The 13,189-nt window shown below is 68.0% G+C and carries 16 protein-coding genes; 14 read left to right on the top strand and 2 right to left on the bottom strand.

Going from position 1 to position 13,189, the window contains the following annotated elements:
* Window positions 1–15: 15 nt before the first annotated feature.
* The 8 genes from K2F54_RS01605 (at window position 16) to K2F54_RS01570 (ending at window position 5,790) form a co-directional block, all read left to right on the top strand.
* The gene (locus tag K2F54_RS01605) at window positions 16–870 is read left to right on the top strand and encodes a formate/nitrite transporter family protein (protein WP_220604074.1); all 855 of its coding nucleotides are present in this window, start codon (window positions 16–18) and stop codon (window positions 868–870) included.
* 10 nt (window positions 871–880) lie between these two features.
* The gene (gene trmD / locus K2F54_RS01600) at window positions 881–1,660 is read left to right on the top strand and encodes a tRNA (guanosine(37)-N1)-methyltransferase TrmD (RefSeq protein WP_220604073.1); all 780 of its coding nucleotides are present in this window, start codon (window positions 881–883) and stop codon (window positions 1,658–1,660) included.
* A gap of 10 nt (window positions 1,661–1,670) precedes the next feature.
* Window positions 1,671–2,213: an MFS transporter gene (locus K2F54_RS01595; protein WP_220604072.1), complete on the top strand. Its 543-nt coding sequence runs from the start codon at window positions 1,671–1,673 to the stop codon at window positions 2,211–2,213.
* A 201-nt stretch (window positions 2,214–2,414) separates the two neighbouring features.
* Entirely contained in the window at window positions 2,415–2,759 is a 345-nt protein-coding gene (rplS, locus tag K2F54_RS01590) for a 50S ribosomal protein L19 (RefSeq protein ID WP_220604071.1), read from the top strand.
* 121 nt (window positions 2,760–2,880) lie between these two features.
* On the top strand, window positions 2,881–3,627 hold the full coding sequence (lepB, locus tag K2F54_RS01585) for a signal peptidase I (protein ID WP_220604070.1): 747 nt from the start codon (window positions 2,881–2,883) through the stop codon (window positions 3,625–3,627).
* Window positions 3,628–3,629: 2 nt separating this feature from the next.
* Window positions 3,630–4,274, top strand: coding sequence for a ribonuclease HII (rnhB, locus tag K2F54_RS01580; protein ID WP_220604069.1), 645 nt, complete (start codon window positions 3,630–3,632; stop codon window positions 4,272–4,274).
* A gap of 25 nt (window positions 4,275–4,299) precedes the next feature.
* Window positions 4,300–4,623 carry a DUF2469 family protein gene (locus K2F54_RS01575; RefSeq protein WP_134432023.1) on the top strand — a complete coding sequence of 108 codons (324 nt, stop codon included), beginning with the start codon at window positions 4,300–4,302 and terminating at the stop codon, window positions 4,621–4,623.
* A gap of 66 nt (window positions 4,624–4,689) precedes the next feature.
* A complete protein-coding gene (locus tag K2F54_RS01570) occupies window positions 4,690–5,790 on the top strand; it encodes a dipeptidase (RefSeq protein ID WP_220604068.1) in 1,101 nt (366 codons plus the stop codon).
* Between the two features lie 12 nt (window positions 5,791–5,802).
* On the opposite strand, the gene K2F54_RS01565 is transcribed toward K2F54_RS01570, so the two are convergent.
* Window positions 5,803–6,246, bottom strand: a complete 444-nt coding sequence (locus K2F54_RS01565; RefSeq protein ID WP_220604067.1) for a nitroreductase/quinone reductase family protein — start codon at window positions 6,244–6,246, stop codon at window positions 5,803–5,805.
* Between the two features lie 105 nt (window positions 6,247–6,351).
* Between K2F54_RS01565 and K2F54_RS01560 the strand changes: the two genes are divergently transcribed.
* The 5 genes from K2F54_RS01560 (at window position 6,352) to K2F54_RS01540 (ending at window position 11,287) form a co-directional block, all read left to right on the top strand.
* A complete protein-coding gene (locus K2F54_RS01560) occupies window positions 6,352–6,876 on the top strand; it encodes a DUF1269 domain-containing protein (protein WP_220604066.1) in 525 nt (174 codons plus the stop codon).
* Between the two features lie 129 nt (window positions 6,877–7,005).
* Window positions 7,006–7,362: a YraN family protein gene (locus tag K2F54_RS01555; RefSeq protein ID WP_220604065.1), complete on the top strand. Its 357-nt coding sequence runs from the start codon at window positions 7,006–7,008 to the stop codon at window positions 7,360–7,362.
* Window positions 7,362–8,897, top strand: coding sequence for a YifB family Mg chelatase-like AAA ATPase (locus K2F54_RS01550; protein WP_220604064.1), 1,536 nt, complete (start codon window positions 7,362–7,364; stop codon window positions 8,895–8,897). The genes K2F54_RS01555 and K2F54_RS01550 overlap by 1 nt, the downstream gene beginning before the upstream one ends.
* Window positions 8,894–10,168 carry a DNA-processing protein DprA gene (gene dprA, locus K2F54_RS01545; protein WP_220604063.1) on the top strand — a complete coding sequence of 425 codons (1,275 nt, stop codon included), beginning with the start codon at window positions 8,894–8,896 and terminating at the stop codon, window positions 10,166–10,168. Before K2F54_RS01550 ends, dprA begins: the two co-directional genes overlap by 4 nt.
* Window positions 10,169–10,312: 144 nt before the next feature.
* Window positions 10,313–11,287 (top strand): IS481 family transposase, encoded by a 975-nt coding sequence (locus K2F54_RS01540; RefSeq protein ID WP_220604154.1) that lies wholly within the window; start codon window positions 10,313–10,315, stop codon window positions 11,285–11,287.
* Here K2F54_RS01540 and K2F54_RS01535 read toward each other — a convergent pair.
* The gene (locus K2F54_RS01535; protein ID WP_220604062.1) at window positions 11,284–11,988 is read right to left on the bottom strand and encodes a hypothetical protein; all 705 of its coding nucleotides are present in this window, start codon (window positions 11,986–11,988) and stop codon (window positions 11,284–11,286) included. The genes K2F54_RS01540 and K2F54_RS01535 overlap by 4 nt on opposite strands.
* A 210-nt stretch (window positions 11,989–12,198) precedes the next feature.
* Between K2F54_RS01535 and K2F54_RS01530 the strand changes: the two genes are divergently transcribed.
* Window positions 12,199–13,137, top strand: coding sequence for a phosphodiesterase (locus K2F54_RS01530; RefSeq protein ID WP_220604061.1), 939 nt, complete (start codon window positions 12,199–12,201; stop codon window positions 13,135–13,137).
* Window positions 13,138–13,189 lie beyond the last annotated feature (52 nt).

The following is a 13,189-nucleotide window of genomic DNA, read 5'->3' as shown; positions in this document are numbered from 1 at the left end:
GAGGAGTACCGTCGCATGTCCTACGTGAAACCGGACCAGCTGATCGATCAACTGGTGCACAGCGGAGTCGTCAAGAGCAATCTCACCGTGCGGCAGATGGCCGTGCGCGGCACCCTGTCCGGCGCCATCCTCGGTGCCGCCACGACGCTCGCCCTGACCGCAGCGGCGCAGACGGGGCTTCCGATCGTGGGCGCCCTGGTCTTCCCCGTGGGTTTCTGCGTGATCCTGCTGCTCGGCCTCGAACTGGTCACCGGCACCTTCGCGCTCATCCCGCTGGCCATTCTCGAGGGCCGCACCACCATCGCCAAGGGTCTGAAGAACTTCGCTGTCGTCATCCCCGCCCACATTGTCGGCGCCGGTCTCTACGCCCTGCTCTACACCGGCGTCATCACCTATCTCGGCACCGATACCACCGACCCGATGATCCAGGCGATCATCAACATGGCCGAGCACAAGGTGCTGCCGTACGAGGCTGTCGGTGCCGGGGGCATCCTGGTGGTCGTCATCAAGGCCATGCTCTGCAACTGGATGGTGGCCCTGGGCACCATCATGTTCTACACGTCCACCTCCACGGCCGGCAAGATCCTGGCCATGTGGCTGCCCGTGCTCACCTTCTTCGGCCTGGGTCTCGAGCACGCCGTCGTGAACATGTTCGTCATCCCGGCCGGCATGCTGCTCGGCGCCGACATCAGCGTCGGCGACTGGTGGGGCTGGAACACCGGCCCCGTCCTGATCGGCAACTTCCTCGGCGCCGTGCTCTTCACCGCCCTGCCGATGTACTACTCGCACCGCAATACGGTCAACCGCGCGGCGGCCATGCACGACGACGACACCGAGAACACGCCGGAGCTCGCCGCCAGCCACTCGTAGACTTGCCCCTATGCGCATCGACATCATCAGTATCTTTCCGGAGTTCTTCGGTGTGCTGGACATCTCCCTTCTCGGTCGTGCCCGGCAGTCCGGTCTGATCGACCTCGCCGTGCACAACCTGCGCGATTTCACCCACGACCGGCACAACACCGTCGACGACACCCCGTACGGTGGCGGCGCCGGCATGGTGATGAAGCCCGAACCGTGGGGGGAGGCGCTGGACAGCGTCTTCGCGTCGAGCCCCCTCGCGAATGGTGACGCGAACGCCGACGAGGGACCGGTGCTGGTCTTCCCGTCGCCGGCGGGGGAGCAGTTCACCCAGGCCATGGCCCGTGAGCTCGCCCACGAACCGCATTTGGTGTTCGGTTGCGGCCGGTACGAGGGCATCGATCAGCGAGTGGTCGAGCATTTCGCGGCCAGGGGTCGGGTGCGTTTGGTGAGCCTGGGCGACTACGTGCTCAACGGAGGGGAGGTGGCCGTGATGGCCATGATCGAGGCCATCGGGCGCCTCATCCCCGGCGTGGTGGGCAACCCGGAGAGTCTCGTCGAGGAATCGCACGAATCCGGCCTGCTGGAGTATCCGAGCTACACCAAGCCGGCCACCTGGCGCGGGCTGGAGGTGCCCCCCGTGCTGCTCAGCGGCAACCACGGCGCGATCGCCACCTGGCGGCGGGAGCAGCAAATCGAGCGCACCCGCACGGTGCGCCCGGACCTGCTCAGCCATGAAGCCGCAGAGGCCGCCCTTCTGCCCCCAGCGAAATCCAAGGCTCAGCGAGGTAGCCGCGGGTAATCTGGGGACTGTGATTCTCCGTAGGGTCTTCTATTACTGGCAGTTCGTAGCCGTCGGCGCCTTGCCGCTGTGGCTGATGGTGGCTGCGTCGGTGTTCGGCTCGACCGCCTGGCAGGTGCTGGGCGCCACGTTCGGGGCCGTCGCCATCGGGTTCGGCCTCCTCGTCGTGAGCCTGCTGTTCCTGGCCCGCAGAGAGGTGCGTCTGCAGAAGGCCGTCTCCTGGGCGGATGTGGCGGTGCTGACGGTATGGCACGCACTGATCGTGCTGATGGGTGCCTTCTCGGTGACCGCGCCCTGGCTGTCGGTGCTCGTCGTCCTCGTCGGAATCGGCGCGTTCTGGTTCGCCGTGTGGGAGCTGTACGACGCCGCCCGAAAGCGGGTGCGCGAGGCACTGGCCTACATCGAGGAGACCGCCACGTTCGGCACCGTCCCCGGCGGACCCGCCGGCTTCCCGACCGTGACGAATCCCGCCGCCTCCCGACCGGACTCGGCGCGCACGCCACCGACGGACCCGAGCGTGATCATCATTCAGGAAAAGCCCGGCGAACGCTGATCTGACACCCGCCCGTGTTGGCGCGCCGGGTGAATACGTGGCAGAATAAGCGTTTGTGCCGCGGCAAGTCTCTGCCACAGGGGAGCTGCATCGATATCGGCACGCACACACTCAATTGGTCGCCACCATCTCACCATCCGTGAGCGGGCGGGGCGCCACTAAAACGTCCTCGACCTGTGGCGGGTACAGAGAGCGAATAACATGCATATTCTCGACCAGGTGGACGCGGCATCGCTGCGTTCAGACATCCCGGAGTTCCGCGCGGGCGACACCGTCAAGGTCCACGTCAACATCGTTGAAGGCGCACGCTCGCGTGTCCAGGTCTTCCAGGGCGTCGTCATCGGCCGCTCCGGCGAAGGCGTTCGCGAGACCTTCTGCGTCCGTAAGGTCAGCTTCCAGGTCGGCGTCGAGCGTACCTTCCCGGTGCACTCCCCGGTGATCGACCACATCGAGGTCGTCGTCCGCGGTGACGTGCGTCGCGCGAAGCTGTACTACCTGCGCGGTCTCCGCGGCAAGAAGGCCAAGATCAAGGAAAAGCGCGACTAAACAGCGCATCTCCTCCGGCGGGGACGAACCGACCAGGCAGCTGCCTGAGCGAATTCGCAGCCTGTTGGATTTCCCCCTGAGCTCCTCCCCGCTAAACTGGGCGAGGAGCTCAGGCGGTTAAATGACAGACAACATTCTGCCCTCGCGATCGCATCGCCTGGAATCAGATTCTCCGCGCAAGAAGCGCGGTGTCGCGATATTCCTTCGCGACCTTCTCATCATCTTCGTGGTGGCACTGCTCATCTCGTTCCTGATCAAGACGTTCTTGGTGCGGTCGTTCTACATCCCGTCTGGGTCGATGGAGAACACCCTGCTGGTCAACGACCGCATCATCGTGAACCAACTCGAACCCGGCCTGGTGCCGGTGTCCCGCGGTGATGTCGTGGTCTTCCGCGACCCGGGCGGATGGCTGCCCCCGCAGGCGCCCCTCGAACAGAACCCGGTCATCGCCGCGCTGGACTGGACCATGTCCGTTGTCGGCCTGTCGGCGCCGGACAGCAACGACCACCTGATCAAGCGGATCATCGGACTGCCGGGCGACCACGTGGTCTGCTGCAACGCCCTCGGCCAGATGACCGTGAATGACGTGCCGTTGAACGAACCGTACGTGCTGCTCCCCGAGGGGCAGACCAGCGCGTCCCAGGACGCGTTCGACGTGGTCGTGCCGGATGACTCCCTCTGGGTGATGGGGGACAACCGCTATGACTCGCTGGACTCCCGCTACCACCCGAACACCCCAGGCAAGGGTTTTGTGCCCATGGATAACGTGGTGGGCCGCGCCCTGGTGATCAGCTGGCCGCTCGAACGCTGGAGCTGGCTCGACGACTACCCCGACGTCTTCAGAGGGGTCGAAGAGGCCGAGCAGTGATGATGGCCGTGGTGGAACCGACCCTCGAGGTGGAACTGGCCATGCTCTCCGCCGGCGCCAGCTGCGTGATCGGTTGCGACGAGGTGGGTCGCGGTGCCCTCGCCGGCCCCGTCGCGGTGGGCGTGGCCGTGGTCACCGCCGACGTGGGGGCGTTCCCCACGGGGTTGCGCGACTCGAAGCTGCTCAGCGAACCGCGCCGGGAGCTCCTCGCGCCCCTCGCCGCGGCGTGGGTGCGACACAGCGCCGTGGGCCTGGCCTCCCCCCAGGAGGTGGATACCGTGGGCATCATCGCCGCCCTGGGCCTGGCCGGAAAACGAGCCCTCGCCCTGCTGCACGCCGACGGCGTCGACATCCGCGGTGGCGTCGTGCTGCTGGACGGCAACGATGATTGGCTGAACAAGGCACTGCTCACCCCGCTGGACGTGGTGACCAGGATCAAGGCCGACCAGGACTGCGCGTCCGTGTCCGCCGCATCCGTGATCGCCAAGGTGCACAGGGACCGGCTGATGATCGCCGCGGACCTGCACACGCCCGGCTACGGCTGGAAGGGCAACAAGGGATACGGCAGTGCCGAGCACATGGCCGCCATCGGTTCGCTCGGCGCCACAGAGCAGCACCGGCGCAGCTGGCTCAAAATCGCGCAGTAGGTTCTGCGCGTAGGATTGACTCACCATGGAAGAAGACGAGTTCGAGGACTACGACCGCGAGGTCGAGTTGGCCCTGTACCGCGAGTACCGAGACGTAGTGGGGCAGTTCCAGTACGTGGTCGAGACCGAGCGCCGGTTCTACCTCGCGAACGAGGTCGACCTCGTGCGGCGGGACACCGAGCACGATTTCTACTTCGAACTCACCATGAAGGATGTCTGGGTCTGGGACGTCTACCGTTCCGACCGGTTCGTCAAGTCCGTGCGGGTGCTGACCTTCAAGGACGTCAACGTCGAGGAGCTGGCCTCGAAGGAATTCGAACTGCCCAAGGAACTCGCGCTCGACGAGTAGCTGGCCGCCGCACCCTGGTGCCGACGTAGCGCCGATTGCGGTGGGCGCGGCTGCTAGCGTGTCGGCATGACCGCGCGCCCGACCCCGCACCCTACCGACGCCCAACGCACGGTGGATGAGGCCCTCGACCTGGCCCCGCTGATCGACGGACACAACGATTGGGCGTGGGAGTGCCGCGAGAACCGCGCGTACTCGGTGGAGGGTCTCGACGGCCACCTGAACACGGACACCGACATCGCCCGGCTGCGATCCGGTCGGGTGGGCGGTCAATTCTGGTCGGTGTACGTGGAAGACGTACTCCCGGATGCGGCCGCCGTGCAGGGCACCCTCGAGCAGATCGACTGGGTGTACCGGCTCGCTGCCCGGTACTCGGAGACGTTCCTGATCGCCACGAGCGCCGCCGACGTGGAGTCCGCCCGCGCGACGGGACGGATCGCCTCTCTGCTCGGCGCGGAGGGGGCGCACTGTCTCAACGACTCGCCCGCGGTGCTGCGGATGCTGGCCAGGCTCGGTGTGCGCTACCTCACCCTCACCCACGTGCACAATACGAGCTGGGCCGATTCCGGCACCGACGAACCCGAGCACGACGGGCTGACCGAGCGCGGGGTCGAGTACATCAGGGAGCTCAACCGGCTGGGGATGCTCGTGGATCTCTCGCACGTGTCACCGGCGACGGCGCACGCGGCGCTGGACGTCACCCGCGCCCCGGTGATCTTCAGCCACAGCTCGTGCCACGCCGTCACGGCTCATCCGCGCAACGTGCCCGACGACGTTCTCGCCCGCCTGGCCGACAATGACGGTGTGCTGATGGTCACGTTCGTGCCGCAGTTCGTCTCGGCGGAGTACGCCCAGTGGTTCGCCGGCGACCGAAGCGGCCCCGCGCCCCTGGTGACGGTGGCGCAGGTGGCCGATCACGTGGAGCACGCCCGCGACATCGCCGGCATCCGTCACATCGGTCTGGGCGGCGACTTCGACGGCACCGACGAGTTCCCCGACCAGCTCGAGGGGGTCGACGGCTACCCGGCCCTGCTGCTTGAGTTGGCCGGCCGCGGGTGGCGCGCCGCCGAGCTGGCCGCACTGGCCGGCGCCAATGTGCTGCGGGTATTGCGGGCGACGGATGCGGCCTTCGCCGGTGCCGACTCGACGTTGACCCGGCTTACTCGCTGACCCGGCACCCGGTCAGGGGGTGCGCGGCTCGCAGATGACCACGGGGATGTCCCTGGTGGTCTTCTTCTGGTAGCCGGCGTAACCGGAATAGGCGCGCACGATCGCCGGCCAGAGGTCGGCCTTCTCCGCCTCGCCGGCCGTGCGCGCGCGCATCGGGCGGGTGATGCCGTTCTCGGTGAGTTCGACGTCGGGCTGGGCGAGCAGGTTGAGGTACCAGAACGGGTGGCGGTGGTCTCCGCCCTTGGACGCGATCAGGACCACCCGGCCTGGCTCGTGGATCGGGGCCGTCAGCAGGGTGGAGCGCCGCCGCCCGGTCTTGCGGCCCACGGTGTGCAGTTCCACCACGGGCATCGGCCCGATCTTCCAGCCCAGTCGGCCACGGGACAGCACCAGGAGGGACCTGTGTGCGGCATTCATCGCCTGCATCGACAGGTCGGTCAGGCGGTCGGAGATCATGGCATCAGCCAACGGCGGGGTGCGCGGGACCCGACGGTTGACACCCGAACGGGGGCTGGGTACCGTCGCGTGCGACAACCACCCCCCCCTCGATAAGGAGTTCTCATGTCCGATGAATCCGTCTTCCTGTATCTCGGTGTGTACCAGGACAAGGCCACGGCCGACTCCGACCTCGAGGTGGTGCGTGAGCTGCACGCCGGCAAGGTCATCGGCGCCTACGACGCCGCCGTCGCGACCAAGGAGCCAGACGGCTCCGTGCAGATCCACCGCAAGACGAGCCGGCACGCCGGCTGGACCGGGGTGGCCGCCGGTGCCGTCGTCGGTCTGCTCTTTCCCCCGGCGATCATCGGCAGCGCCATCGTCGGTGGTGCAGCCGGCAGCGTCGTCGGGCACTTCTGGCGCAGCCTGGATCGCGGTGACCTCAAGGACCTCGGCGAAATGCTCGACTCTGGCGAAGCGGCGCTGATCGTCGTGGGCAAGGATCGCCTCGAGGAGGAGTTCCAGAAGGCCGGGCTCGTCGCCCAGAAGCACCTCCAGAAGGAGCTCCAGGTCGATACCAAGGCCTTCGACAAAGAGCTCGCCCAGGCGTCCAAGGAGATGCAGACGGCGGAGCGGACCGACACCGTCTAGCCGACACCGGCTAACCCCCGCCATGGCGGCCCTCCTCCACAGGGGCGGGCCCCGGCCCCGGCCGCACAGGTCACGCCCCGGGCCCACCGCGACGGTACCGACACCGTCACGCTGGTCGCGGAGGTGCTCGTGGCACGCAAAGACGATTTGGGCCGACGCGGCGAAGACTGCGCGGCGGAGTTCCTGGTGGGGGCGGGCTACACGGTGCTGGCGCGCAACTGGCGGTGTGGGCAGGGTGAGATCGACCTGATCGTCACCAAGGACGGCGACATCGTCTTCGTCGAGGTGAAGACCCGCTCCGGCACCGGCTACGGGCATCCGTTCGAGGCCATCACCGTCGCCAAACTCGCCCGGTTGCGCCGCTTGGCGGGGGTGTGGTGCGCCGAATTCGAGCCGCGAGCCCGTGCCATCCGGATCGATGCCGTGGCCGTGATCGCCCGGCCGGGCCACGCACCGGTGGTCGAACACCTCGAGGGCGTGTTCTGATGGGCCTGGCCCGAACGCACTCCGTTGCCCTGATCGGCCTGGCCGGCTCGTTGGTCGAGGTTGAGGCCGATATCTCCAGCCAGCTGCCGGGGATGCGGCTGATCGGGTTGCCGGATGCGGCCCTGGCCGAGGCCGCCGAACGGGTGCGGGCCGCGGCCAAGAATTCCGGCTGTGCCCTGAACGGGCACAGGCTCACCGTGAACCTGTCGCCCGCCGCCCTTCGCAAACACGGCTCCGGCTTCGATCTCGCCATCGCGCTGGCGTGTCTGGCTGCCGACGGTATCGTGCCCGCTGCCTCGGTGGCCGCCGTCGTGCATATCGGTGAGCTCGCCCTGGACGGCCGGCTGCGCCCGACCCCCGGCATGCTGCCGGCGGTGATCGCCGCGGCCCGGCTCGGGCATCACACCGTGATGGTGCCGGCCGGCAACGCCGATGAGGCCGGCCTGGTCCCCGGCATCCGCGTGGTGGCGGTGGCGTCGCTGCGGGACGCGCTGATCTGGCACGGCGCGAGGCTGGAGCCCCAGGAGGTGCAGGTGCTCTGCGCACCCGCCGAAGACGACCTGCCCGATGAGGCCCTCGATCTTCTCGACGTGGTCGGCAATGACGAGGCGATCCTGGCGCTACAGGTGGCCGCCGCAGGCGGTCACCACCTCTTCATGCTCGGGCCGCCGGGAGCCGGCAAGACCATGCTCGCCGCGCGCCTGCCCGGGCTGTTGCCCGATCTGGGCCCGGCCGCCTCCCTCGAGGTGAGTTCGTTGCGCTCACTCAGCGGGCGGCCGGTGGGTCGATCCCTGGTCACCCGACCGCCGCTGGAGGCGCCGCACCACACCATCACGGCCGCCGCGATGGTGGGTGGTGGCAGCGGTCAGATCCGGCCGGGGGCCGCGGCGCGGGCCTCACACGGGGTGTTGTTCCTGGACGAGGCTCCCGAATTCGCCTCGTCGGTGCTTGACGCCCTCCGGCAACCGCTGGAATCCGGCCGGATCAGCATCCACCGGGCGAACGCGGTCGCGCACTTCCCCGCTCGATTCCAGCTGGTCCTGGCGGCGAATCCGTGCCCGTGCGGTCAGTACGGCACCGGCGACCAGGAGTGCACCTGTGCGCCGAATGCCCGGCGCCGCTACCTCGCCCGGATCTCGGGCCCCCTGCTGGACCGGATCGATATTCAGCTCGCCGTGACCCGGGTCACCGCCGCACAGCTGCGCATCGCCGCCGCCGAGGGCAGACTGTCCAGCGCTGTGGCCAGGGGCCGGGTGCTGGCCGCACGAGAGCGCGCGCTGCAGCGCCTCGCCGGTACGCCGTGGACGCTGAACTCGGAGGTTCCGGGCCCGTGGCTGCGCAGCCGGGAGAGACGGCTGGACGCCGCGGTGACGGCGATGCTCGACCGTGCGCTGGAACGCGGAGGAATCACCATGCGCGGCTACGACCGGATCCTACGGGTGGCGTGGTCCGTCGCCGATCTCACTGGCGTGGCCAGGCCAGGGGCAGACGAAGTCGGGCAGGCACTGTACCTGCGGAAGGGAATGACGTCATGACGATATTCGGCCTCGACGAGGACGTCGTGCGGGCGGCAGCGGGTGCCGTGCGTCCGAAGCCGGCGGTCGGTGAGGACCAGGTCGACCCCCGGGAGGTTTTCGCCCGAGCGGCCTGGACCGGCATCGCCGAACCCGGTGACGGCGTTGCCGGCGCCGTCGTCGGTATCCTCGGCGCGGCGACCGCGCTGACCGCCGTGGTCGAAGCCTGGCCCGCCGACCGTCTGGAGCACCGCCTCGCGGCGAGCGTCGACGAGAACGGGGCCGGCGACGCCCAGGGGTTGCGGCTCGGTCTGGAGCAGGCCCTGGCCAGGTGGCGGCCACGACTGTCGTCCGGGGACGCGATCCGGTCCCTGCACCAGGCCCACCGCACCGGCACCGCCTTGCTGCTACCGGGCGACCCGCTGTGGCCGAGCGGCACCGTCGATCTCGGCCAGCACGCCCCGCTGGCCCTGTGGTGGCGAGGGCGCGCAGAGGCGCTCGACGCCCTGCGTCACTCGATCGCTCTCGTGGGCGCCAGGGCGGCGACCGGATACGGCGAGCACGTGGCCATGGAAGCCGCCGCCGGTCTGGTCGACCGGGGACTGGCCATCGTGTCCGGGGCCGCCTACGGTATCGACGGCATGGCGCACCGGTCGGCTCTGGCCAGCAACGGCACGACCGTGGCGTTCCTGGCCGGGGGAGTGGACCGCTTCTACCCCAGCGGCCACGACGCCCTCCTGAGCCGCATCGTGGAGGCGGGCGCGGTGCTGAGCGAGCTGCCCTGTGGGGCGGCACCCACCAAGTGGCGTTTCCTGCAGCGCAACCGGTTGATTGCCGCCGCCAGCGCCGCGACGGTGGTGCTCGAGGCCGGATGGCGCTCCGGGTCGCTCAACACCGCCGGACACGCGGCCGCGCTCGGGCGTCCGTTGGGCGCCGTGCCGGGGCCGGTCACCTCGCCGACCTCGGCGGGCTGCCACCGGCTGCTGCGGGACTACGACGCCATCTGCGTGACCACTGCCGCCGAGATGGCCGAACTGATCGGCGTGGGCGTCGACCTCGAACTCGACCTGACCGGCGTTGATGGCCGGTCTGCCGAGGGCACCCCACCGAGGGAACGCACCAGCGAGCAGATCCGGGTGTTCGACGCCCTGAGCGTGCGGGCGCCCCGGTCCCCGGCCGACGTCGCCCGAAGAGCGGGACTGTCGACATCCGCCGTGCTCGGAGCCCTGGGCACCCTGGATCTGGAGGGTTCGGTGCGGGAGCGCGCCACCGGGTGGGTGCGGGTCACCTGAATTCGCTCGGCCAGCCCGGCCCGTGGGGTCCGCCTCAGCTAGCTGTTGTTCCCACGCAGGTTGTGAGCGTGGCGTGAGCTAAAAAGGTGAGGACCTCCGGTATCGATTGGGTTACCACACTCAATCCGACCAACGGAGGCCCTCATCTCTTACGTTACCCATGCCAACGCGCCCCTGACCCCCGAGGGTCGGTTGAAGCTCGTCCAGCTCGTCGTAGATGGCGGTTGGGCGCAAGCCCGGGTTGCCGAACGGCTCCAGGTCTCCCGCGCGACCGTGTCTAAGTGGGTGGCCCGGTATCGGGCCCACGGCACCGCCGGTCTCGTGGACCGGTCATCTCGCCCGCACTCATCGCCGAACCAGTGCGCCCGGCGCACCGAGCGGCGCATCATCGCTTTGCGCTTCACCCGCCGCTGGGGACCGCACCGCATCGGCTACCACCTGCGACTGCCGCAATCGACGGTCTCGAAGGTACTCAACCGGTACCGGATGCCCCTGCTCGGGCATCTGGACCAGAACACGGGCCTGCCGGTGCGCAAACCCAAACCGATCCGGTACGAGAAGAACACTCCCGGTGAGCTGGTGCATGTTGACGTGAAGAAGCTCGGTCGCATCCCCGACGGCGGTGGTCACCGCACCCTGGGACGCCAGGCCGGAAACCGCAAGAAAAGCGCCGGCGTTGGCCACTCGTTTCTGCATTCCGCGATCGATGACCACTCCCGGCTGGTCTATTCAGAGATCCTCACTGACGAGAAGAAAGAAACCGCTGCCGGGTTCTGGCGCCGAGCGAACGCGTTCTACGCGACCCAGAACATCACCGTGCTGCGCGTGATGACCGACAACGGCTCCTGCTACCGCTCGCACCTTTTCAACGACGCCCTGGGCGACATCGCGCACAAGTTCACCCGGCCCTACCGGCCCCAGACCAACGGCAAGATCGAACGCTTCCACCGCACCCTCGCCGCGGAATGGGCTTACGCCCACCACTACAACTCAGACGCCGCCCGAGCAGCCACCTACCAAGACTGGATCCATAGCTACAATCACCACAGACCCCATACCGGCATCGGCGGCAAATCACCCATCGACCGTGTTCACAACGTCAGTGGGAACAACAGCTAGCGGGCCGCGAAAGCCTTCTGGGTAGCGGCGTTGGTGAGCTGAACGAACTCGTCGGGCTGCACCGTCGACATCGACGGTCCCGTGGTCATCGTCGTCGTTATCAGATCCCCGTCGGCGATGAAACAGAAGGAGCCGGACATCGAGGTATATCCGATGGCCATCTCGTACTGGCGACAGGACTTGGTGTCACCCTCGATCGCCTGGTCTCCGCCGACCAGCTCGTCAATTTCCACTCGGGTGTCTTTGCCGTTGGACGTCGATGTGTGAGGTCCGGTGCAGGAGTCGAGTTCGGTGCTCAGTTCTGAAGTGAGCTGTTCAGCATCATTCACGAAGACCACTGCGGTGATGAAGCGCTGATTGAGGTCGGTGCGACTGAAGGTGCTTCCGTGGTCATTCTCGGCTGTATCGGGCGGGAAGAGACTCGTGAAATCGAGTCCACACGTTTCGCCCGCGGTCTTGTCGGTCGACGTTTCTGCACTCTCCGCGTCCGAGGTCGCCGGGTCCAAAGTCCAGCCTCCGGTCGGCAAGTCGGCGACCGTGAGGGTGAGGCCGGCGAGGTCGACGTCCTGGCTGCTCGAAGGCTCAGGCTCAGGTTCTGGCGCACCGGTGTCCGCCGCCGCGACAGGTCCGTCGGCTGGAGTGCATCCCGCCAGTGCCACCAGTATGAGCGCACTCAAGACAAAACCGTAACGCTTCGACACCACAAGGACCCCCGATAACTCCGTGAACAGATGGCACCATCTAACCGTGCCCGGGGGTGGCGGGCAGAGTCTGGACCCGGCGCGTCGACGTCCGGTCCGGTCGGTGGCATCCCAGCCGAAGAAGTATCGGCGGTAGACCTTAGGGTGGTCCTGACGGAGGGCTACATTGCGTGTGCCGGTATCAGACCGTCGATAAGTGAGGGGTCGGTCATGACCACACCAGAACCTGTGCAGTGGGGCCAGTATGCGCAGTCCACCCATCTGATCGCGCACCTCAGCGACACCCACTTCCTCGCCACCGACGCAGACGGCGCCGGTCGGCTGCTGTACGACGTCGTCGACACGGACAGCACTGTGCACCGGGCGATGGCGCAACTGGAGGACTCCGGTCTGGCCATCGACGCGCTCGTCTTCACCGGCGACATCGCCGACCGCGGCGAGCCGGATGCCTACCGTCGGGTGCGCGACATCGTCGAGGCGTCCGCCGAGCGGATGGGCGCCACGCTGATCTGGGTGATGGGCAACCACGACGCGCGCGCGGCGTTCCGCACCGAACTGCTCCGCGACGCGGGTCACGACGCGCCCGTCGACAGGGTCATCGACGTGAACGGGCTGCGGGTGATCTCACTGGACACCAGCGTTCCCGGTTACCACCACGGCGAGGTCGCGGCCGACCAGCTGGGCTGGCTGCGCGAGGTGCTCAGCGTTCCCGCCGAGCACGGTTCCCTGCTGGCGCTTCACCACCCGCCGCTGCCGACGGCGCTGCCGCTCATGACGATCCTCGAGCTACGCGACCAGGCCGCCCTCGCCGACGTGCTGGCCGGCACCGATGTGCGCGCCATCCTCGGTGGTCACCTGCACTACGCCACGACAGGGATGTTCGCCGGAATCCCGGTCTCGGTCGCTGCGGCCACCTGCTACACCATCGATGCCGCCGCGCCGCCGCGCCAGCTCACCGGTGTCGGAGGAGGCCAGTCGATCAACCTCGTCCACGTCTACTCCGACCAGGTTGTGCACTCCAACGTGCCGCTGGGGGCGTTCGAGGTGGTGACCCGGTTCGATCCGGGTTATCTCGCCGCGATGGAGGCCCTCAGCCCGGCGGCCCGGGTGGAAGCTTTCTCCCGGCACGCCACCAGGCCGGCACAATGACCGGTATGACGATGACCGACAGCCCCAGATGGCCGGGGATGGCTGAGTCGCT

The organism is Cryobacterium inferilacus (assembly GCF_019599185.1).
In the GTDB taxonomy this organism is placed as follows: domain Bacteria; phylum Actinomycetota; class Actinomycetes; order Actinomycetales; family Microbacteriaceae; genus Cryobacterium; species Cryobacterium inferilacus.
The sequence above is the reverse complement of the archived record's forward strand: the minus strand, read 5'-3'. Positions and strand labels throughout refer to the sequence as shown.

Coding starts and splice junctions, on each gene's coding strand:
- K2F54_RS01560 (WP_220604066.1), top strand. CDS start 6,352: ATGTCCGATGAATCCGTCTTCCTGTATCTCGGTGTGTACCAGGACAAG.
- K2F54_RS01570 (WP_220604068.1), top strand. CDS start 4,690: ATGACCGCGCGCCCGACCCCGCACCCTACCGACGCCCAACGCACGGTG.
- dprA (WP_220604063.1), top strand. CDS start 8,894: ATGACGATATTCGGCCTCGACGAGGACGTCGTGCGGGCGGCAGCGGGT.
- trmD (WP_220604073.1), top strand. CDS start 881: ATGCGCATCGACATCATCAGTATCTTTCCGGAGTTCTTCGGTGTGCTG.
- K2F54_RS01550 (WP_220604064.1), top strand. CDS start 7,362: ATGGGCCTGGCCCGAACGCACTCCGTTGCCCTGATCGGCCTGGCCGGC.
- lepB (WP_220604070.1), top strand. CDS start 2,881: ATGACAGACAACATTCTGCCCTCGCGATCGCATCGCCTGGAATCAGAT.
- K2F54_RS01565 (WP_220604067.1), bottom strand. CDS start 6,246: ATGATCTCCGACCGCCTGACCGACCTGTCGATGCAGGCGATGAATGCC.
- rplS (WP_220604071.1), top strand. CDS start 2,415: ATGCATATTCTCGACCAGGTGGACGCGGCATCGCTGCGTTCAGACATC.
- K2F54_RS01575 (WP_134432023.1), top strand. CDS start 4,300: ATGGAAGAAGACGAGTTCGAGGACTACGACCGCGAGGTCGAGTTGGCC.
- K2F54_RS01530 (WP_220604061.1), top strand. CDS start 12,199: ATGACCACACCAGAACCTGTGCAGTGGGGCCAGTATGCGCAGTCCACC.
- K2F54_RS01605 (WP_220604074.1), top strand. CDS start 16: ATGTCCTACGTGAAACCGGACCAGCTGATCGATCAACTGGTGCACAGC.
- rnhB (WP_220604069.1), top strand. CDS start 3,630: ATGGCCGTGGTGGAACCGACCCTCGAGGTGGAACTGGCCATGCTCTCC.